Origin of the sequence: Bradyrhizobium sp. HKCCYLS3070 (genome assembly GCF_051167575.1) — a bacterium.
Lineage (GTDB): Bacteria > Pseudomonadota > Alphaproteobacteria > Rhizobiales > Xanthobacteraceae > Bradyrhizobium.
Genome location: NZ_JBNPTI010000002.1, coordinates 327,825 through 350,190, shown reverse-complemented (window position 1 = coordinate 350,190; position 22,366 = coordinate 327,825). Strand labels below are relative to the sequence as shown.

Below are 22,366 nucleotides of genomic sequence, written 5' to 3'. Positions count from 1 at the left end.
AATTCAATCCATTCAAGCACGCATGCCGAAATCATGAACCGGCCGGCTGAGGGACGCCGAGCGCCACATGATCTTTCCCGCGGACATCTTCCCTGGCATAGCCAAGCTGGTATCGCGTTATTGATCCGATGTCGAGGCGCCGCGCGATCGTTTGGGCCGCTCGCGGAGCCTCGACGTCAGAGGCGTTCAGCAATTTGGAGTCTGCAACTACAAAACGAAACCGGGCGCCATGACGGCGCCCGGCTCAGGATCGTGACTGGGCGATCTGCACGGGACCCGCGTCGCCTGCAGCTGCCTTACTGAGCGCCGGCGCCAGCGGCGACGGTGCTGCAACCGTCGACCTGGGTCGAGCTGGCGGCGATGGCAGTGCCGCTGCCTGAGGCCAGGTACGACGAGCTGATCGCCGTCACAAAGGCGCTATTCAAAGCATTGAAGCCGTTGTTCTGCAGCACGCTGGCCGCATCCTGGCTCGAATAGAACCAATTCAGGAAGTTGGTGATGTCCGCCACGCGGGTCGGGGCCGACGCCGTGTTGTAGCAGCTATAGAGATAGGCGAAGGTCGTGCCCGTGACGGGATAGGCACCCGCGATGATCGGCAGACCGAGCTGCGACTTGCCGACAACGTTCACCCCGCTCACTTTCCCGTCGGCAGGAACAACCGTCACGCCATCGGCCAACGTTGCACCGGCCGCATACTGTTGGTTGTACAGATTCCAAGCCGTATAGGTTGTGCCAGTGGGGACCGCAACGCTCCTGAAAGCGTTATCGGCCGATGCCGGGGTCGGCGCAACGAAGCTCTCCCCAAGGTCACCCGGGTGATAGACGCCACGAGCACGCTGATCATCGTTCTGGACGCTGGCCGACAGCGGCGCGCTGGCGGCGGGGTTGTAGGGCTTGGCGAAGTCGTTGCTGACATAGCCGATGCGGCCGCCCAGATAGTTGCCGTTGGCATCCTGCGCGTTGCTGTTGACGGTGTCGGCGACTTCGCCGGTACCGTTGCCCGCGAGCCAGCCGCCGGCGCCGGTCGAGACGTCCACACCCTTCACGGCCTTGATGTTGGCGATCAGGTTGGCGAAGGTCGTCGACGGCAGGTTGGCGGCCGACGCGTTGGTCTTGGCGGCGATCGTGGTGGTCGTGGTCGTACCGGTCACCTGGTCGTTGAGCGTGACGACCGTGCTGGCGAAAGTGACGCCCACGCCGGTGAAGATCTTCGCGTAGTTGTGCGAACCAGCGGTGTCGTCGAGTTGCGGGCAGCTGTTGGCGAGGAAGTTGGTGAGGATGAAGCTGGTGCCGGAGCCGTCGGAACGGAACGCGATCTGGATCGGCAGCGAGTTCGACACATAGGCCTGAGCCGCGCCGCCGTTGCCGGTGTTGTCGTCCATGAACGTCTGGACGCGGGCCTGACCGGCGTTGTCGAGCGCCGCGATGGCAGCGGTGGAGCTCCAGTCGCGCACCTCGCCCGAGAAGATGGCGCAGAGCTGAGCGGTCGAGAGCTGGATCGCCGAGCCGGGGGCGCCCGCGGTGCCGGCCGAGTTGATGGTCCACGTGGCCGTCGGGGTGGCGTTGGTGTTGACGACGATCGCGACCGGCGCCTCGATCATAGGCAGCTGGATCGCCGGACCGAATGCGGCAGCGTTGTAGGCCGTTGCCGAGGATGCGTTGCTGGCCGTGATGGTGGTCTGGTTCTGCCAGTTGCTGACCGAGGAGAAGTTGGTCAGGGCCGTCACGCTCGGCGTGTTCGTCGGCGAGCTCGGAAGCGGCGAGTCACCGGCGCCGAAGTCGACGCGCGCATAGGGATAGGTCGCGAGCGCCGGAACGCTGCTCTCGAGGAACACCGGCGGCACGGCCGGCAGCGACAGCGACGGCGCGCTGCCACGCAGCAGCTGCTTCGGATCGTTGGTGATGAAGGCGCGCTGGCCGGCACCGGAGCCGACCGCGGCGTAGAGACCGACCGTTCCGAGCGCACCGAGCTGGCTGCAATTGGCGCCGTCCGGCGTTGCGGGAAGCAATCCGGGAGTCGGGGTCGCCGCATTGAAGCCGGTCGAGAAGCTGTAGCCGTCGCTGGTCACGGTCTGCGCGTTATAGCAGTCCATCGCCTGACGCATGGCGAGCGATACCAGCGTGCTGCCGCCGCCGTAGACGGCGGTCTGGGCAGCGACGGGCTGCACCGCTGCGGCAAAGGTCGCGGCGGTCGACAGCACCAGCACCGAAGCGGTGCAGCGCAGGCGGCTGATCGAAGAACGAGTCGTCATCGGAAATCTCCGTGGGGTTGCAGTCGGATTGCGAGCCTTCGATGCACAATGATGCAGGTCATCATCGATGGGAGGAGGACCCATCGTGATGCAACGATCAGTCGGACGAGCGATCCACTCTCCGGCACGACCGGTGCGATCATTGGGGACGGATTGACGATCCCACAAAGCTCGCCCGCATCATTGCAATCGGTGGCTTGCATGGGAGAGACAATCGACACGGCGTCTCAGCGAATCTCTTTCTTCGAAAAATCTCGCGCTACCGTTCGGTGATCGAGCAGTGCGCCGGAACCTTGGTGGCTGCGAGCGAGCACAACTCTGTGTTTGAGACACGTGCTGCAACACATGTCATGGGTCAGTCATTGTGAGCCGGTACTTTGTTAGTGACGAGACCTTCGCGGCCGCGTGTTCCGAAAGGTCACCCAGGGGCGGGCGTTTCAGAAATGCGGGATCCGGGCCGAGCGGCGTTGCTGCGCGCGCTGATCGATGGCTATGACGAACTGAAGCGGCGGCTCGCCCGCCGATTAGGTTCGACCGAGCTGGCGGGCGAGGCGCTTCAGGATACGTTCCTGCGCCTGGAATGCGGCAACGACGTCGGCGTCATCCAGAGTCCGCGCGCCTATCTGTTCCGGACCGCGCTCAATCTCGCAACCAACCGCCGCGTGGCTGAGAGCCGCAGGCTCACGACATCGGAGATCGACGCGCTGCTCGAGATTCCGGACGATTCGCCTGATCCCGCCCGCATCGCAGAGTCCCGCTCCGAAATGGCGGCACTGAGCCGTGTGCTGGGGCAACTCTCCGCACGTCAGCGCGACATCGTCTTCGCGACCTTCGTCGATGAGCTATCGGTGCACGAGATCGCCCGACGGCACCGGATTTCCACCCGCCGGATTCAGGTCGAGTTGCGCGAGGCGCTGCTCCATTGCGCAGGCCAGCTCGATCGTTCGCTGGAGCGGCGGGCACCGTCACGGCCAGACGCCCGCCTGTTGCCTTGCCCTCCCGTGCGGGCCTGGACGCCGGCGCTGGAAGACACTGGTAGTTAGGACCGCGGCGATGACGGCCGTCCGCGCCATCGCCGCGGACCTTTCACAAGCTGGACTGTCTCGCGGGGGCCTTCCGACCCTGTCGTCGTCGAGTCGACGCAGCGCCAACAAAAGGCGACCTGCGGCGCTCGCCCTCGGTCTCATCGAAGCGCAGCTTACCCGCGCGACGAAAAGACATGACGTTACCGGCCTGCTCGCGCGGAGCCATATGACGCCGGCTCACGGCTGTGGACGGCACTCCGCCGCGCCATCCTTGCAGGCCTCGGGCTTGGATCCACCGCTCTGAGGCGCCATGGCGCCGCTGTTGTTGCCGCTCTGGCCTGCGCCGTTGCGCGCAGGCGTGTCGGTGCCGGAACTGCCCTGGCCGCTGCCACCATAGCCGAGCACTTCGACGATGATCACCGACGGCCGCGCATCAGTGGACGACTGCTGCGACGGCGCGAGCTTCTGCGGCGCGGCCGCCGTGTTGTTGCCGAGGGTCAAGGCCGCCACCGGCGGCGGCGCGACGGTCGGAAGGCCTGTCGTCGCACCCTGGACGTTGATGTTGAAGGCGTTGAGGATATGCGCGGCACCGAGGCTGAGATTGCCGGCGACGCGAATTCCGGCCGCGCCGGCGTCGATGGTGCCGGTCGGCGCGTACAGGTTGACGTCGCTCTGGCTCGGGTCCTGCCCCATCCGCGTGACCAGCGCGGCGATGCCGGCGCCGGTCACCAATCCGGTCGGATTGAGGTAGCAATAGCCGTTGGCGTCGCAGATGGTCTGCTGCGGCGGACTGGCCGCATAGGTCTTGGAGCCCTGCCCGGCGTTGATGTCGCCATTGGCGGAGAACAGGTCGATGTCGCCGCCCTGCATGGTCATGACCCGGCTCTGCGCGAGCTGGATCGTGCCGTCGCTGTAGCCGCGAATCGTCCCGCCGGCGAGCGTGAAAATTCCTTCCTGAATGGGACTCAGCAGGTCACTTCCATTGCGGCCGACATTGATGTTGCCGCCGGGCACCAGGATGTTGATGTCGTTGCCCATCTGTGTCTCGAGCACCGAGCCGCCGAGCGAGATCGTGCCTGTCACGACGCGATTGGCTGCGCCGTTGACGCCGTTGACGGGGCGGTTGTCGGTATAGCCGAGCGCCGCCGGGAACAGGGTCGAGATCGCAGCATAGGCGCGGCCATACTCGCCGGCATACGCGCTGGCCGGATCGTTGCGATCCTTGCCGACCCGGATGAGGAAGTCGTTGAAACTGCTGACGATGGCGAGCTTCTCGCGCAAGCTGGGCGTATCCTGTCCGGCGGCGATGGTGGCGAACCTCGCACTCGCGGCGTCCTTCGTGATTCCAAGGACGCCGGCGATGTCGGCCAGGAAATCGAAGCCGACATCCGGCGCCGTCGGCGCGATATAGGTGTTGATGAAGGCGATATAGTTGGCGCGCGCGCCGGTGCCGAAATAGCCGCTCAGCGCCTGATCGACCAAGCCGTGCTGTTTGTCTACGGCAAGCGCATTGAAGTCGCTCCATGCCTTGGCGCGGGTGGCTGTGTCCCACGACTTGGACGGATCAATCCCGTCGTTGAGCCTGGCGGCGATGAGCCGCAACAGATCGATCCCGCTGGTGACCGACCGGGCCGGATCGACATATTCGGCGATCACTGCCGCGTAGTCGATGTGCTGCGGCCTGACGCCGGCCATCACATAGATGTCGGCGCTCTGGTTCGGCAGGTATTTGACCAGTTGTCCCGGAACATCCGTATTGGTGCCATAGTTGGTGCCATTGCCTGCCGCGACCAGGCCCGCGTAGCCGTTCTGGCTCTGGCGGAGCGGACCGATGTTGCGCCCGGCCTGGATCAGCCACGAGCCGGGACCGTAGAGAACATAGGAACCGCCGATGATGGAGTTTCCCGCCACCAGAGATGTGACGTCGCTGACATTGTTGTTCTGGAAGGTGATGGTCGCAAGTCCGGCATTGGTCTGCGGGACACCGTCGACAGCCGACCTGATCGCTAATTCAGACAGAATGTTGTTACCCGCGGTCATGGCGGCCGGCTTGATCAGCGCGATGGCGGCGGTGCTCGCTATAGTGATATCCTGTCCCGCGGCGATGATCACCGGCACCGGGTCATTGGCGTGCAGCGCCTGGGTCAGATCGGCAAAGGTTTGCCCGAGCGGATTGATGTAGCTTTGACCGGTGGCGGCGCTATGCACGTATCTGCTCGACGCTCCGGTCGCCAGATCCAGCATGGAGATCCCTGAGGCGGCACCGATATTGATCGACTGGGCCGCCATTAGCGACAGCGTTCCCGAAGCCGTCCCGGTGGAGCTCGGGATTGGGATGATATTGATGCTCTGCCCCACGGCACCGACGAGGATGGATCCGCTGAGGGCCGTGACGTCCAAGGTGGCGGGGTAAATCCCAGGAACGCTGGTTCCATAGACGTTGGTGCCCTTGGGCACCAATGTGCCCGCAGTCGCGGTTGCGAGAGTGATGTCGCTGGAGACGCTGGTTAGCGAGACGCCACTCTGGGCCCCGTAACTGGTGAAAGGCGTGCCCATCCAGGAGGACGTCGCCAGATTGGACGCTGCTGGCAGGGCGACGTTGGAAACGACGGGCAGTTGCGCCGGATCATAGACGGACAGGAGGTTGATGCTGCCGCCGGCCATCGCGCTGATGAATCCGTTCTGCGCGCCGAGGATCAGATCAAGCGGTTTACCGGTCGGCGAAGTCGTTCTCGCCTTGGCGGTCGCGTTCGAATTTCCGGTCCGGATCGTCGCCGAAAGCGCGGAGTTGGGGTCCGCACTGATCGAGCCGCCGACCTTGATCCGACCGCTGCCGAGCCCGACCAGGAAGTCGCCGCTGAGAAGGTTGCCGCCGGCCTGCACCGACAGGTTGCCGCCGCCATAGGTGACCATGTGCGCCGGATCGCTGGCGGTGAGGCCACCGGCGACGACCAGGGTTTCGGGAAGCGAGACCCCGATCTGCTTGATGTCGTTCCCCGCCACCAGGGTCGCGTTGCCGCCCCCGAGCGAACCGATGCCCTGGAAGAACGACGCGTAGTTGATCCAAGCTGTGGTTTGGCAGCTTGCCACGCCGGTGCAATTGGCGAATGGTGTCGACGTCCCATTGCCCCAGCCGCCATGGAAGTACCAATTGCTCCACAGCTGCATCATATACTGATAGGCCGTTCCGGTCTGTGATCCCGCAGCATTGTCGATCGGCGTCTCCACCCCGATGATCGACTGCCCGGCGCTGATGGACACCGAACCACCGCCTGCGGCCCAGGTCGGCACGTTCACGCTTCCATTGGAACAGCCGTAGCAATTGTAGTTGGACGGGAGCGTCAACGGCGTGAAATCGCTGGGCGTCGCTGTCGCCGCGCCCGCGGTATAGACTGCACCCGGAGCCAATTGATCGAGCAGCTGGAAATTGCCGGCCGCGGCAATCGAGATGTTGCCGGTTCCTGTGCGTACCAATGTCGGGATCATGAGCAGCTTCGTCGCCGACAAGAAATAGTTCCCGTGGCCGTCGATATTGACATTGCCGGTCAAGGCGCCGGTGAGCGCCCACACAGGTGTGACCGCGTATGGGTTCACCGTCGTGTCGCGATTGGAGGTGAAAGCCGCGCTCGCGACCAGGTTGATCGAGAACGAGCCATTGTTGACGCCTTGGACTCGCGACATCAGATCCGCTGCGGCCGTCGTATTGTAATCGGCCACTTTGCCCGACAGCGCCGGATTGTTGGCGATCAGGTCGGCCACGGCAACGGATCCACCGAAGTAGTCCCGTGTCTCGTAGAAGCCATCGCTGATGGTCGCCTTGACGGCGACGTCGTTGACCGCACGCACGGTCAGGACGCCGGGCTCCCCGGCAGCAGTTCGATAAGCCAGCGGCGTATTGGCCGTGGCGACGAGCTGCCCGGTGTAGTTCGTGTAGTTGGCGAGAAGCTTGCCGGCGACGTCGGTGATGACGGTATTCGCGGCGACCGACGTGCCGTTCACGGCCGTGAATGCTGTTGCGTTTGTCAGGCCCTTCACGCCGCCGAGGTTCCAGTTGCTGGCGACCGTGACGTTGCCGGCATTGATCGACGATGACGGGTTCGACAGCACGAGCTCGGGACGCACGTGCAGGATGGCACCGAGCCCGCTGGCGAAATCGAACGCGTCGCCGTCGCCCGCGCTGACGGAGCCCGCGAGCGCCTTCTGAACGAAGCCGGTCAGCGTGGTCTGATAGAAATTGACGTGATCGGCGTTCGCCGTGGTCGGCACGAAGATGCCGATGCCCTGCGCGACGTTGGTCGTCTGCGACAGCGAATAGGATTGCTGGACCGTATATTTGGCGGTGAGAGCCACACCGTTGGCCGTCACGGCCGGAGCAGTGGCGTAGGTCGTGTTCGGATTGGTGGGAACGAGGCCTGCGATGAGCAGGTTGGCTGTCACGGTTGCCGCCGTCGTGCCCCCGGTCACGGTCAACGTGACCGGGCTGGTATAGCCGATGGCGGCGGTGTTATCCACAGTGACCGTGCTGACGGCACCCGAAATGAAGGTCAGCGACTTCACGACCAGTCCGCTGCCGCTGCCGCCGCCCGTCAATGTCACGACGACCGGATTGAGCGTCATGGCAGCATCGGAATAACAGGTGAATGTCGCACCGCCGCCCCTGCAAGTTCGACTCGCTGTGCCGAAGCCCGATCCCTTGTTGGCTGTTGTCGGCGTAAGATTCCCCGCCTGGGTGGTCATGATCGCGGTGGCCACCCCGCTGGCGCCACCCACCAGAATCGTCGGCACCGCGGTGAAGGTCGAGGTCGAGCTGTAGCTGATGGTATCTCCGGCGATCACGGTGCCGGCGACCCGCGTGCCCGTGCCGTCGAACCAGCCGGCAGGATCGATGATGCCGTCGAAATGGCGGCCCGCCGTCGTGCCGTCCGTGGTGCTCCAGGTCGCATAGGCGTTCAGCGCCAGGCCGCCGCCGGACGTCGATCCGTTGGTGACGACGTTGCCCTTGAAGCGCACGTTCACCGTGGAGTCGCTGAGCAGTGGCGCGCGCACGATGACCTGGCCGGCTGGCGCCGTGGGCCCGCCGCTCACGTCGAGAACCGCGCCGGCATCGACCTTGATCCAGCCGGAATTGGCGCTCGCCACCTGCTCGAAGCCGTAGGTGGGATCATAGGCGTTCGGCGTCGGCGTTCCCGTCGTGGCGAGGGTGATGGTGCCGCCGTTGGGATTGGTGGCGCCGTTGTCGAGCGTGGAATAGCGGCTGAAGGCGGCATCATCCTGGGTGACGGCGCTAGCAAGCAGCCGCGCGGACGATTGGATCCACACGCCACAGGAGCTCGTGCAGCCGGATGACGACGGCAACGTTCCCGTTCCGAACAGCGAGATCTGGCCGCCGCTGAGACCGCGCGCATCGATGGTGCCGCCGACATTGACGCTGCCGCCATTGGCAGTGAGCTGGACGTTGCGCGACGTCAGTGTCGCGCCTGCCGGAAGCTCGATGTTGCCGCTCTGCAAGCTCACCGTGAAACTGCTCGAGAAGTTCGGCGTCGCGCCGTCGAGCGGCAGCGTGCCGTTCAGGTTGCCCGCTAGCAGGCTGAAAGTGCCGCCGAGATCGTTGAACCGCGCTGCGCCATTGAGCGTGCCCGCCAGCGTGGCGGTGCCGGTCGTGCCGTTGTTGCCGGTCTGGATTGCGAGCGACCCGGCATAGCCGGCATAGGGATTGGACACGTCGACGGTCGCGCCGACGATGCTGACATTGCCGAGGCTGGAGATCAGCTGCACGCTGCCGCCCGGCGCATCCATGAACTGATCGTTCACCGGCAGCCGCAAGCCCTGGGCGTTGATCGCGGCGCCGGACGTGAGCGCGACGTCCCCCGCCGCCGCAGTCAGGCTGACCTTGCCGCCGGCGGCATCGATATGCACGCCGTTCCGGGCCGTGACCGACGCCCCGGTCAGCGCCAGCTTGCCGCTGATGCTGTTGTCGGCGGCAAACACGCTGGCGCCATTTCCCTGCACCACGAGATTGCCGCGTGCGGTGACCGTCTGATTGGCGCCGGCTTTCACCACGACGTCAGGCGCCGACAGCGTGAGATCGGAGCCGCCCCAGATCGAGATGGTCGGCACGCTGGTGTAGCCGGTTCCGCCATTGGTCAGGGTCAGCCCGGAGATGCCCGTGCCGCCGAGCGTGGCCGTCGCCGCCGCACCGGCGCCGCCGCCTCCGGTGATGGTGACGAGCGGCGCGCTCGTGTAACCGGTGCCGCCATTGGCGACCGTCAGGGAACTAACCGTGGCGACCGCCTGCACGGAGGCACCGGAGCCGCCGCCGCCGGAAATCGTGACCGTCGGAATTCCGGTGTAGCCTGTGCCTCCTGTCACGTTCACGCCGACCACACCGAACTGCGGTTGAAGCCCCACGGTGGGTGAGGCTGTCGTGCCGATGGCCGCGCCGGAGCCCGAGCCGGCAGAGACCGTCAGCGTCAAGTTGGCGAGGACGCCGCTGAAGCCGGAACCGCCGGAGATGATGTTGACGCCGGTGATGGCGCCCGTGGAGCTGATGACGGCCGTTCCGGTGGCAACGGCTCCCGTGACCGAGTCCTTGATCGTGATCAGATCACCGTTGCGATAGCTCGATCCGCTGCCGGAGGTAGACACGTTGAACGATACGATGCCGAGCAGCGCGGTGCCGGTCGCCGTCGTTCCGCCGGCGCCGGAGATCGTCACCGTCGGCACGCTGGTATATCCCGTGCCAGCGTTGTTGATCTTGACCGAGCTGAGGTTGAACTTTGCCGTCGCGGTGGCGACAGCCGCATCGATGCTGCCTGCTCCGGTGAAGACGATGCCGTCGGAAGCGTTCCAGTTGACCTTACTGAACCCGCCGAAGCTCTTGGCGCCGGCATCTGCGGTGATCACCTTGGCAGCATTGAGGTTGAGCGTGCCGCCTGCGCCGGCGACGACGGTCGGGTCGGCGCTGACGCCGGACGCGCCGCGGCTGTTGATGAGAGTAATGTTGGTCGCCGCGATGGTGGCACAGTAGGCAGAGCAATCCGTGGCGCCAGCCCCGCTCGTGTTGCTGCCGATGCTGTAAAAGCCGGAGCCGTCGAAGGTCAGCGTGCCGATCGGATTGGCGGCGTCACCGAGCGTCAGGCCGGCCTGGTCGTAGAAGTCGAATCCGGTATTGCTGCGCAGGGTCACCGACGTGGCCCCGGCAAACAGGCTGTTGAACTGACCGGGCGTCAGATTGAGGCCGCTGGCCGCCAGGCCCTCGGGACCGAAATTGAACGTGTTCGCGGCGATCGACAGGTTGGGCGCCTTGAGCGTGACGCCGGTCGTGGACGCACCATTGCTGTTCGCCAAATCGGGCGCGAACGCACCCGAGCCGCTGGTATCGACCATGAGCGAATTGCCGGCCGTGATCACGACGCCGGCGCCGGCCACGAGCTGCGCCGTTCCAACAGCCGTGCCGATGGCGAAGCTCCCGGTGCCGGTGGCGCCGCTGCGGGTAACGGAAACCATGCGGCCGTTCGACACCCGCAGCAATGCGCCGTCCCCACTCAGCGTGATGTTCCGGCTGGTCCCGGATACGGTTCCCTTGGTGGTAACCACGCTGCCGGCATCGACGGTGAGTCCTCTGGCGCCGCCGGCCTGGGTGACCAGGATCAGCTCGGGACCACCGAGCTGATGCTGTGCATCGGACGCGACCTCGAGATTCGTGGCAATCGCCGTGATCGAGCCCGGCGAGGTGACGGACGCGGTGCCGCCGATCAGCACGCTGCCGGCGCCGAGATTGCTGATCTGGTCGGCATCCAGGAACAGATAATTGCTGAACGCCGCGCTTGCCGTGAAGCTGCCATCGGCGGCGACGGTGCCGAACTGGCCCAGCCGATCGCTGGCGACGATCGCGATGTTCGCGGCCGCGATGTCGATCTGCCCGGTCGCCCCCTGGACCGCCGGCGCCAGATCGCTGCTGCCGGCGGCAAAATTGTTGGTGCCGCCGAGGCTCAGCCGGCTGGTGGCACCGATCACGAGCAGTCCGCCATCGACCGGCAGAGCAGTCGGCGCGAGGCCGTTGTTTGCCGCGTAGCTCGAGAAATAGCTGGTGCCGCTGGTGATGTTGATCTTGGAGGACTGTCCCCAGACCGCCTGCGATTGCAGCTGGAACAGCACCGTTTGCGACGAGCGGGCACCCGTGATCGCATTGCCGAAAGAGCCGGTCACATAGACCGAGCCGTCGGCCCCGGTGAAGCTGCCGGTCGATGCTGCAGCACCGGCTGCGTATTGCACAACCCGGTAGGCGCCGGGCAAGGTCGCGTACATGCCGGGGAGCAGCACATAGGTGCCGGCCGCGATTCCGTTGCCACCGCTCAAGGTGACGGAGGTCCCCGGCGCGATCCCGGCGGCATTGTTCAAGGCCGAAGCGGGGAAGCTGGACAGCTTGCTCCCGCTTGCAACGAGACCGGCGGACGTCACGCTCTTCCCGGAATAAAAAGGATAGGTGGCGAAGGCCGGGTCGTAGGCGGCCACCTGGGCCTCGTAGGCCGGCACTAGCGCGTAGACCTGACGTCCATCGGCATATGTCGACGTGAAGCTGGTGGTCGTGCCGCTCGAGGTGACGGTTGAAACCGTCTGATAGTTGAGCAGGACGTTGCGGGTCCCGCCAGTGCCCGGGACATATTCGACCGCGTACACGTCGCCACCGCCGCTGGCATCGATGCTGCCGCCCAGCTTGACCGAGGAGCCGAAGACGCTGATCGATTTTGCCGGCGCTGCGGTTTGTTGGGGAACGGGACTAGAGCTATTGTTCAGATTGATGCCGTAGTACCAGGTCGCGCCATCGACCGTCGTTCCATAGGGGATGTCGAGACCGCCGGTCGAGACCGCGGTCAGACTGCCGGCGCCGAGAGTCACCGACTGGGTCTGCGCCAGTGCGCCCGAATAGGCCGTTGCCGATGTCGACACGATCGACTGGGTCACCGCCAGCGGCATGTCGGCGGCCGAGCGCAGCCCGATGACGATGTTGCCGAGCGGCGCCCACAGCGTGCCGTCCTGCTCGATGTTCTGCGCGTCGAGCACGAGCGTGCCGCCGGCCGACAGCGGCGCGGTCGGCGAGCTACCAGCATATTGCCTGATGGTCAGCGTCGGCGAGGAATCGCTGACGCTCATCGTCGACATCAGCAGGAAGGCGGTGCTCGTGGCTGGAAAGATCTCGGACGCCGTGATGGTGAGCCGACCGGGCGTGACGAAGTAGCCGCCGAGCGTGGTGCCGGTGGGCGCAACAGCTTCGCTGCCATAGCGGCCGGGCAGCAGCCGCACTGCGCCGGCCGTGGTCAGCGTGGCATTGCCGACATTCACCAGTGACAGGTCACCCTGGAGATCGATCCATTGCGTGACAAAGCGGCCATGGGATACGCCGTCCGAGCCGACATAGAGCGTGCCGTCCGCCAAGTTCTTCGCTGCGGGGGGAGAGGGGAATTGCTCATAGCTGCTCCCTGCCAGCCGGACGTAACCGGCGTCGAGCGTGACGGTCGCGCCACCGACGCTCGTCGGAGTATCATTGAGATTGGCCAATTTGGCGCCGGCCGCCAGGATGCTGATCAGGTTGCTTCCGCTGTGAAGCACCAGCGATCCTGGCACGCTGATCTCCGTCGACCCGGCAAACCCGATCGTGGCTTTATTTTGCACGCCCAAATATCCTCCGGCCGCGAGCGACACGGAGCTGAGTCCGCTATTGTTGATCGTGTCGGCGGTGAGCGTGACAGTCGTGGACGGCGTCGCCAGACCGCTCTGGGCGATCAGGATGCCGGACCTGATGCCAATGACAGATTGCGTATCGGCGTTGTAGATGTTGGAGATGATCGACCCATAGGACGCAAGCGTCCCCGGCAACGCGAAATCACCGAGTGACAGGGATCCACCCGTGGCCAGCGGCGCGCCTCCGGCCGCGGACAAGGTGCCACCGAGATAGACCGTGACGCCTCCAATCTGCAGCGTGCCGCCATTGCTCCACACCGCCTGGGTCTGGAGCTCGCGCCCGACGGGGACTTCGATCACCCCCGCCGCGCCGGCAATGTTGATCGTGGCACCCGGCTGCACCTCGACCGTGGCGTTGCTGAGCAGGGTGACCGTGCCGCCATCATAGACCGTTCCGGTCGTATAACGGCTCACTGTCGGATCGGGCACGAACACGCCGCTCACGTCGAGCATGCTGCCGGCGGCGATCGTGAGGTTGCCAGCGCTCGCGAGGTTGATAGCCCCGCCTTGCGCCTTGACGCTGCCGGCGACGGTCAAGGCGGCATTGTTCGAGACCATCGTGACCGTGGCGCCCGCCCCGGCGGCAATGCTGCCTTTAAAGCTCACGGCCTGATCGGCGACCAAGCTCACTGTTGCTCCGGCATCGGCGGTAATCGTCGTCCCCGCGCCGACATTGATACCGCCGGTCACGTTCGCAAAGCCGGACTGGGACAGATCGATGCCGGACTGCGTGAGCGACAGATTGAGCGGCTTGCGCAGGCCATCGATCACGGTCCCGGCCTGGGCAAGATCGCTCGCCTTTGCAGCGTTCGTCGCGGTCCCTGCCAGCGATCCGGGAGCCGGGGTCAGGAGATTCGACTGTTGCAGCGTCAGCGCGGTGTTTGCGGCTACATTGGCTTCCGCCAGCCCGATCAGCGCGTAGCTGCCGAACCCGCTTTTGCTGAAGAAGGAGGTCGGCAGGTTGATCTGGCCGACGCCGCCACTCTGGGTCTCACCCGGTGCATAGGAGACCGTGTCGGTCCCACCGACCTGGAGGTAGGGCGCCTTGAGTGTGAAAGTGCCTCCCCCGGCAAAACTCTGGGCGTAGATGCTCCCTTGCATATAGGTGTTGGCACGATAGCCACTCTGGATCGGCGTAAAGATGACGGTGCCGAGATCCAGCGTAGCCGACGCGTGATAGAAGGTGCCGCCCGCATTCACCAGGACTTTTCCTGAGCTGTCCAGGATCGCAGTCTTCGCAACGTCATAGGTCGGCAGCAGGAACGAACGAGACGAGACGTAGGTATTGAGGCTGAGACTTCCACCTCGTCCGAGCGGCACCCCGTCGGCACCTCTCTTAAGGACACCGCCGCGATCGAGATAGCCCCCGCTCGAGACGTCGATGACGCTTCCTTTCGCCAACGTGATGCTGCGCGTGAGGTCGTCGGTCGCACTGACGATGTTGTCGACCGTCTTGCTAAGGTCGGTTCCGGAGGTGGTCGTTCCCGATCCGATCAAAGCTCCGATCGTGGGGACGATGTCCGCCGTCGTGCTGATCGTCACCAAGCCGCCGTCGACATAGGCGGATCCGAGCAGCGAGCCGTTAGCGGCGCCGCTGTCGTTGATCCACAGTCCGCTGACATCGAGCCGACCCGTGACGAGGAGATCCTGCACCGCCACGGATCGGGCGAGCCCGGTGTCGATGGTCGATCCCGTCAGGACGATGCTGCCGCTGCGCGCCGTGATGGTCCCGTCGATCCGCTCGACGTTGCCGAGCGTCACGCTGCCACCGGGCAGCACGGTGAGCGCGGCATCTGCGGTCATCTGCAGCATGGCATTGCTGCCGGTGTTGATGCTGACACTGCGGAAGGCTGACGATGTGAGGAGGTCGCTGAACACCGGGAATGCCAGCGTGCCGTCGGCAAGCGCGACCAGCGTCGGAGACCAGGATGTTCCGAGCTTGAACGTCGACATGCCGAACGGATCCAGGCCGGCGTCGGCCCGCGGTTCGAGCAACACTGTGTAGGTCGTGCTGTTGGTGCCCGACAGGGTCACGCCGAGTCCTGCGCCATTCGGCATGCTTTCGAGGCCGGCGCGCTGGCGCTCACCGACAACGATCCCCGATACGAACGATCCTTCCAGAATTGGCGCGGCCGCGGTGAAGCCGGCGGAGCCGGCGCTTCGGCCGGAGACGTAGCCCGGATCATAATAGCCGGCCGCCAACATGCTGGCGTAGGTCTCGGTCACGCCCCAGCGTGCATGATCGACCGTGAAGCCGCTGAGAACGGTGTAGCTGAGATCGGACGGCGCGCTGCCAATGTTGTAGACGCGGCCGTTGGAGCCGACCACCCGTGTCGTGGCCACGAAGCCCGGGGCATATTGGACATAGCCGCCGGAGAGGTTGATCGAGGAACCAGGCAGCGTGATCGCGTTCTGTCCCGCAGTGATCGTGAGCTTGCCGCCCACGGTCAGCAACTCTTCGATCGTCTTCGGAATCAGGCCGGTAAAGCCCTGGGCATTGAGAAGCGGCGAACCGACCCACGAAAATCCGTCGGCCCGCGTTCCGCTGAGCCGTGCATCGATCGTGACGGTGCTGCCGATCAGCCCCCGCGCCAGCGGCGTATCCGCGACCTCGGCAGCAGTCACCTTAAAGCTCAATATGTAGTTGGAAGTCGGCAAGGTCACGCCGACGAGACCTGACAGGTCGATGCTGCTGCCCGTTTCCATCAGAACGGTGCCGCTCGTCCCACTTGACAGAACTCCGGCCGCCAGTTCGACCGCCGCTCCGGGCGCCCTGAGGAACGCCCCTCCAGCACCATCTGCAGTGCCTTGCAGGTCGACGTCACCGCTCGCCTTGATCGAGATCTGCGGCTGGATGTTGGCCGCGAAATAGGTCGACGTGGCCGTATTGGTGGGGATGGTGCTGCTGGTCTCGTCCGGCAGGATCGTCGTCAGGCTGCTCGGTCCGAGCACGATGCTCCCGATCGCTCCGTTGGCCGTCGGAGCCGTGTAGGATGTGCTCAGACCGATCGACCCAGGTCGGGTGACGCTCGTCGTAGCTTCGATCACTCCGAGTTGGCGGATGCTATCGGCGACCACGCTGACCGCACCGTCGTTGGAGACGATCAGGCCATCATTGGTAACGAGGCCGCCATTCGGCAAAACCGTGGTGAGAGATTTGGTCGCGATCGCCGCCGAGAGCGCGATCTGGTCCTGATTCGCCACGTTGACAAACACTGTGGTCGTGCCCGGCGTGAACGAGGTCGCCGTCAGCGCCTGCTTGACCCCGGTCGCCGACGAGAACGGCTCGGTGAGCACGATCCCGCTTCCAGCTGCGAGGACGATCTGGCCATTAATGGCGGTCAGCGTGCCGGAATTGGTGACCGTAGGTCCGATCAGCGCTACATAGCCGTTGCTGGTCGTCGAGCCACCGGGGTTGGCGGTGATGTTCGCACCCGGCTGCACCACGATGCCGCCGCCGCCGAGCGATCCCAGCGTCTGGTCGCCCATCACGAAGACGGCAGATTTGCCGCTGGCCACCGAGAGTCCGTTGGAGTTCGTTGCGGCCGTGACGAAAAGCCCGCTCTGCAGGAAGAAGTCGTTAGCGCCGCTCTCGTTGGCCGGTGCGGCAAACGAGTACGACGTACCGTTCGCGGTGACGCTCTGCAGGCTGTAGTTCGGGCTGGTACCCGAGAAGGCCGAGGCAGCAGCGGTCGAGGTTCCAGCGATATCGTGGGTGGTCGCAATCAGTGACCCGACATTCACCTGACTGGCGCCGCCGAAGATGATGCCGTTCGGATTGATCAGCAGAACCGTGCCATCGGCCTTGATGTTGCCGAGGATCTGGCTCGGCTTGCCGGTCGCATCCACGCGGTTGAGAGCAACCCAGCCGGGATTGCCCTTCTGATCGAAAACGAGTGTGGTGTTCTTGCCGACATTGAACTGGTACCAGGTCATGATCGCCTGAGAGGCGGTCTGCTTGATCGTGACCGTGGTCTGGCCATTGCTCGCGGACTGAACCGGCTGGTCGGCTCCGCTCCAGAGGTTGGTGGCCGTGCCGGCCTGGGAAGCGTTCACGACGCGTGGATCGACCACGAGGCCGCCGGGCGACAAACCGTCGGTCACAGCCGGAAGGCCGACGCCGAGGCTGTTCGACGTGCCGGTCGTCGCGACATTGCGGGCAGCAGCCTGCGCCGCTTGCATCGCCTTCAGCATGGCTGCAGCCTTGGTCATCGCATCCTGCGACTGCTTTGCGATCGTTGCTGCCTGTTGAGAGGCGGCCGAGGCTGCAGCGCTCGCCGCGGCGGCAGCCGACGCCGCCCCCGACGCACCGAGTGGTCGCGCCTGGACGGCAGCGCCATTCAAGAAGAGCGCGATTGCACTCACGCAACCGAGCCATACCAATCGCTTGAAGCGGGACGTATGCGCCCCGCACGCAGCGTGCCGGTACGCGACGGCGGGACCTGCAGCCGGCGCCTGTACCCCGATGTCCGGCGAGCGCCGGCCGCTGTCGCCCGCATGCACAGCACGTCGCTGGCACGTGATCGCCACTGCTGCCCGCCTCGCGTGCATCGACCTGCCCTGCGACATCGTTCGCTCCTGATTTCCGGCGCGCGCAACCTCACCTCCAAGCGCGCGTCCGGGACGCGCGCCGCTGTGGGTCGGTTCACTGGTAAACAGACGATTGATCGGGACCGGCACCGAAAGAGTTTCGGTCGCGATCGGCGGAATGTCGACGCCGCGTGCCGGCCGGATGCGCGATCCAGTCGAATAACGCAACCTGAGCGCATGACCGCCGCCAACGTCCACGGCGGGACGGTCGACCAAGCGAGAACCGAAACGTCAGTACGTCCGGACACTGACGCCGACACGGACCGGCTGCGCCGTTCCGGGCGGTTGTGGGCGACTCATGGTGAGCCCACGCAATGCCGCGATCAAGGATGTATCCCGCGCCGGATCGCCGGATGTGGCGGCCACCTCGACCTGCTCGATGGTGCGCTCGTTGTTGATCCACAGGTTCACGACCGCGCGATAGTTGCCGTCGCGCGTCCGGGGGTTGCTGCGCAGCGCGTTATGGACATCCCTCCGCACCGAGTCACTGAACTCCTGCGAGTGTGACGTGCTCGCCGCTTCGCCCCGGACGTGCAGCGTTCCGAGCGACAGATCCGCGCCAAATCGTGGCGTGACACCATCGGAACCGGTCGGAGCATCAAGCATCAGCGTCACCGCTCCAGGGCGGCTGTATTGGATTTTGAGATCGGTGCCCGCCAGGAGCCTGATCAAGGCCTCACGGGAGGTATAGAGTCCGTCGATCGCCGCGGACTGTCGTCCTTCAGCCGACCTGCTTTCATAGAGCAATTGAACTCCAGCCGTCTGGCCGAAGGCCTGTAGCGCCGCCGCAAGTGGCTGCGCTGGAATTGTAAAGAAGCGGGGCTGCTCGTCGCCTGGGCTGCCGGCTTCGACAGCCAAACTCGCCGCCGCATTGACGAGCATGAACGCCATGGCGACCAGCAGCGGCAAGACGGTACGATGCAGCACGCCGCTCCTGGCCGACACAGCCGCAATTTGATGGTGACGCTCCCTCCCCATCGAACGCTCTGGAACACCTGCAGGCTAATGTTAGACCATGACCGAGTTATGAGCTTAACACGGAGATATGACGGGCATTCGAGACCGTCCGCTTTTCCTTGTGCTCCGTCCGAAAGTTCTGCCGCAAAGGCTGCCGCCGATCAGGCAGCCGGTGCCGCCGCGACCACGTTCGCTCCGTCAAACTCGGAATCCTGCAAGCTGCGCCAGCTCGCCAGCTCCGCGAGTTCGGCTTCAGGCCGCCGCGCGACGATTTCGCAGCGACCGAGATAGATGCAGCCTGCATTGCCGTCGACGGTGATCCAATCACCTGCGGAAATGACCGCTTCACCAATGCGCGCCTGACGAGCTTCGCCATCAACCCGGATCGCGCCACACCCGACCACGCATGGTTTGCCCATCTGTCGGGCGACCAGCGACGCATGTGCGGTGCGAGCACCCACGGCGGTGACGATCCCGGCGGCGGCATCAAAACCGGCGACGTCAGCGGTGCTGGTGTCATGACGCATCAGGATGACTGGATCGCCCGATGCCGCGAGCCGCTCTGCGGAAGCGCTGTCGAATGCAACTCGTCCGGTTGCGACGCCGCTCGACGCCGGAATTCCGACGGCTGCGGGCTGCCCGGTTGCGACAAGCGAGGTCTCCGTGAGCGCGGTGAGGTCGATACCTTCGATCCTTCCGATCGCCTCCGCGCGCGTGGTCAGCCCTTCATGCACCAGATCGACCGCAATGCGGGTCGCAGCATACGGGGTGCGCTTCGCTGCTCGTGTCTGCAGGATCCACAGCCGGCCTTCCTCGATCGTGAACTCCACGTCCTGCACATCGCGAAATTCGCCCTCGAGCCGCTTGAGCGTGGCGCGCAATTGCTCCGCCACCGCCGGCAGCGCCCGCACGAGAGCCGCCTCCGTCTCCGGCGTCCGTCGGCCGGACACGACGTCCTCACCCTGCGAATCGAACAGCACGTCGATCACCGGCTCGCGCGCTCCTGTCGAGGGATCGCGCGAGAATGCGACACCCGCACCGGACGACGTGCCGCCATTACCGAAGACCATGGCTTGCACGGTGACGGCAGTGCCCTTCAGATGCTCCATCCCCTGCAGGCCGCGATAGGTCTGTGCCCGCTCGCTGGTCCAGGATCGATAGACGGCTCGTGCCGAACGTTCCAGCTGGAGCGCGGCATCCTCCAGCCAGCCGTCGTCGTCGAAATCTTCCAAGAGCTTGCGCTCATCGGAAGCCAGGCGCTCGAGCGCCTCGCTGTCCAGCTCGCGATCGTTGCTGACGCGTTCGGCAGCAATCATCTGGTTCAGACGCTCGGCCAGCGGAGCGGGATCGATCCCGAGGACCGTTTCGGCGTAGCTCTCGAGCAGGCGCCGCCTGCAGTCCCATGCCAGGCGGAGCCGTCCGGTCGCGCGAATGAGACCGCGCACGGCGCGGGACGTACAGCCGACGTTGAGAACAGTGTCCAGCATGCCGGGCATCGACCGCGCGGCGCCAGAGCGGACCGAGACGAGCAGCGGGTTGCGGGAGCAGCCGAACGATTTTCCGGTCGTCTGCTCGAGAAAGGCGATCCCCTCCTTCAGTCCTTCGACCAGTTGGCGCGTTGCGTGGCCCTTCCCGGCCACCACGTCCGCGCAAAGTTGCACGGGCAGCACGAAGGCAGGCGGAACCGGCAAGTCCAGCGCCGCCATTCTGGCGAGATTGGCCGCTTTTGCGCCGATGTCTTCCGCCGTGGGCAGCTCACGTCGGCCATCACCGATCCGTACGATCATCATCACATCATTCCTCAAGCCGAGAGGTCACTCATCGTGTAGCGTCGCAGCAGGTGGCCGAAGCCCGCCAGACAATCGGTTGCGCGCTCGATCGCTCGCGCGAGCTCCAGCGCAGCCAGCGATGCGGCGACGTCGAGCCCGCCGGAGAACACGCTCGCGGTGATCTCGCGCTCCCTGGCATCGGCCTCATGCTCCGCATCCATCAGCCGGGCAACGGCCGCAAGCGCATCCTCCGAATCCGCGCGGCGGCCTTCCTGGACCTCTGCGGCGGCAGCCAGTCCAGACGCCGCCTGCTCAGTTGCAGTGACGGTGATGGAGGCCAGACTTCCCAGCGCGGATCTGATCTCCGGCTTCATCGGCCCCGGCGCCAAAGACGCGATGAACGCGGCTTGTTCCAGCTCGTCGATCGTCTGCTCGATGCGATCAACGAGCTCGCCGATGACTGGCTTCGCATTGAGCCGTGCAATTTCAGCACGCGCTTCGATGGCGATCTTGTCGGCCTTGCGCTCGATCCGGCCAGCCCGTTCCGCTAGCTGTCTGACTGCGACCGGATCCGGATCAATCATGGACAAGGATTGCAGAACGAGCGCAGCGACATCGCGCGATAGGCCGATCTGTCGGAGTACCATGGCAAGCAGTGCGCTATCGACGCGATCGAGATGCCTGACGAGGTCGGCGCCGATCCGGTCACGCGCCAGCCGCGAGGACTGACCTCCAAGCAGAGCCTCGGTCGAAATCTGCAATGCCGTCTTGAGGAAGCTGACCGCGCCGTCCCGTCCCAGCACCTGATCGAGCCTCTCGCCGAAGCCGATGCGCGTGGGAGCCGCGCTACGAACGGCTGCACCGAGCAGTTCGTAGCCGCCGAGTTCCAGGAAGCCGCGGTGGCCGATCCGCTGGCGAGCCGCCCACTCCAGGATCCGTACCGCATCGTTCTTCGCGACCCAGCTGCGCAGCAGCTTGCGGGCTTTGTTCCAGTCGATCAAGAACACCAGCGACGCACCGATGACGGCGAGCAATTCGTCTCGATCATCAGGCCTGCCATACTCGTAGGATCCGGTGATGAGATAGAAGGTCCCGTCGTCCTCGAGTCCGGCGGCGGCATGCTTGTCCAACCCGCTCCATTTCAGCGGCCGACCATCGAACAGCGACACGAAGAATTTCGCGCGCGCAAGATGAATGTCGGTATAGGTGATCGTGACAGTACTTGCCGTTACGACGATGACGATCACATGGGCATCGGTGGTGCCGATGTCGTTCTGAATCACCAGGCGATCGCCCGCCCGTATCGCGGTCGCATCCAGCCCAGGATGGTTGAACTTGAGCGGTCGTGTCTCGTTGAGGCCACGCATGAAACTCGCGATCGGAGCGCGATCGGAGTCCTGGATGCCGAACACATGGGCCCCCGCGATGACCGCCTCTGACTGACTTGCGGCCAGACCGTTCAAAGCTTTGTGCAGATCCATCACCAGCCGATGGAGGCTGTCCGGCCCTTCATGGTCCACGCCCGTAAGACGACCAATGCGGGCGATCTCGATTTCCGGCGTCGCGTCGAGATGACCGGCGCTGCGGATCGAAGCCAGGCGCTTTTCGAAGTGTTGGCCTTCGGCCGGATCGCCAGCGGCCGCCGCGCTGATCATCGCGACGATATCGCCCTCGATGCTCTTCAGCAAAGGCGCCAGTCCCGGTGCAACGACCTTGTCGTCGCCGGCGAGATGAGCTCCGCTGATCAGCGTGACCAGCGCGGCAGGCGCAATTCCGGCGGCGCGACTCTCCATCGTGAGATCAGGCACGTTGCCGCGCGGTTGCTTTGCATGTTGTGCCGCCGCCTGCAGCGCACTGAGACGGAGCTTGATGCGATCGTTCGCCGCCAAGCCTTCCGCAACCAGTTGCGGCAACAGGATGTCGGGCTGTCCGAGCTCTTTGACGATGTCTGTCTTCATGGGCTGATGTCGCAGTCTGATGAAGCGCTTCGTAACAGCCATCGACCACAAAGGTCTTGCGCTGGATCATTCAT

6 protein-coding genes are annotated in these 22,366 nt (G+C 64.9%); 1 reads left to right on the top strand and 5 read right to left on the bottom strand.

The window, feature by feature from the left end; all coding sequences use genetic code 11:
- Positions 1 to 296: 296 nt before the first annotated feature.
- Positions 297 to 2,252 (bottom strand): substrate-binding domain-containing protein, encoded by a 1,956-nt coding sequence (locus tag ACQR03_RS10275; RefSeq protein WP_315718480.1) that lies wholly within the window; start codon positions 2,250 to 2,252, stop codon positions 297 to 299.
- A 467-nt stretch (positions 2,253 to 2,719) separates the two neighbouring features.
- On the opposite strand from ACQR03_RS10275, the gene ACQR03_RS10270 reads away from it, so the two are divergent.
- Positions 2,720 to 3,295, top strand: a complete 576-nt coding sequence (locus tag ACQR03_RS10270; RefSeq protein ID WP_315718479.1) for an RNA polymerase sigma factor — start codon at positions 2,720 to 2,722, stop codon at positions 3,293 to 3,295.
- Positions 3,296 to 3,514: 219 nt separating this feature from the next.
- Here the strand turns inward: ACQR03_RS10270 and ACQR03_RS10265 are convergent, their stop codons facing one another.
- From ACQR03_RS10265 to ACQR03_RS10250, 4 genes are all read right to left on the bottom strand, one after another.
- Positions 3,515 to 17,230 (bottom strand): filamentous haemagglutinin family protein, encoded by a 13,716-nt coding sequence (locus ACQR03_RS10265; protein WP_434841323.1) that lies wholly within the window; start codon positions 17,228 to 17,230, stop codon positions 3,515 to 3,517.
- Between the two features lie 609 nt (positions 17,231 to 17,839).
- Complete coding sequence (locus tag ACQR03_RS10260) at positions 17,840 to 18,535, bottom strand: TonB C-terminal domain-containing protein (RefSeq protein WP_315718477.1); 696 nt, start codon at positions 18,533 to 18,535, stop codon at positions 17,840 to 17,842.
- Between the two features lie 191 nt (positions 18,536 to 18,726).
- The gene (locus ACQR03_RS10255) at positions 18,727 to 20,355 is read right to left on the bottom strand and encodes a PEP/pyruvate-binding domain-containing protein (protein ID WP_315718476.1); all 1,629 of its coding nucleotides are present in this window, start codon (positions 20,353 to 20,355) and stop codon (positions 18,727 to 18,729) included.
- An 11-nt stretch (positions 20,356 to 20,366) separates the two neighbouring features.
- Positions 20,367 to 22,292, bottom strand: coding sequence for a hypothetical protein (locus ACQR03_RS10250; protein WP_315718493.1), 1,926 nt, complete (start codon positions 22,290 to 22,292; stop codon positions 20,367 to 20,369).
- Between the last annotated feature and the right edge of the window lie 74 nt (positions 22,293 to 22,366).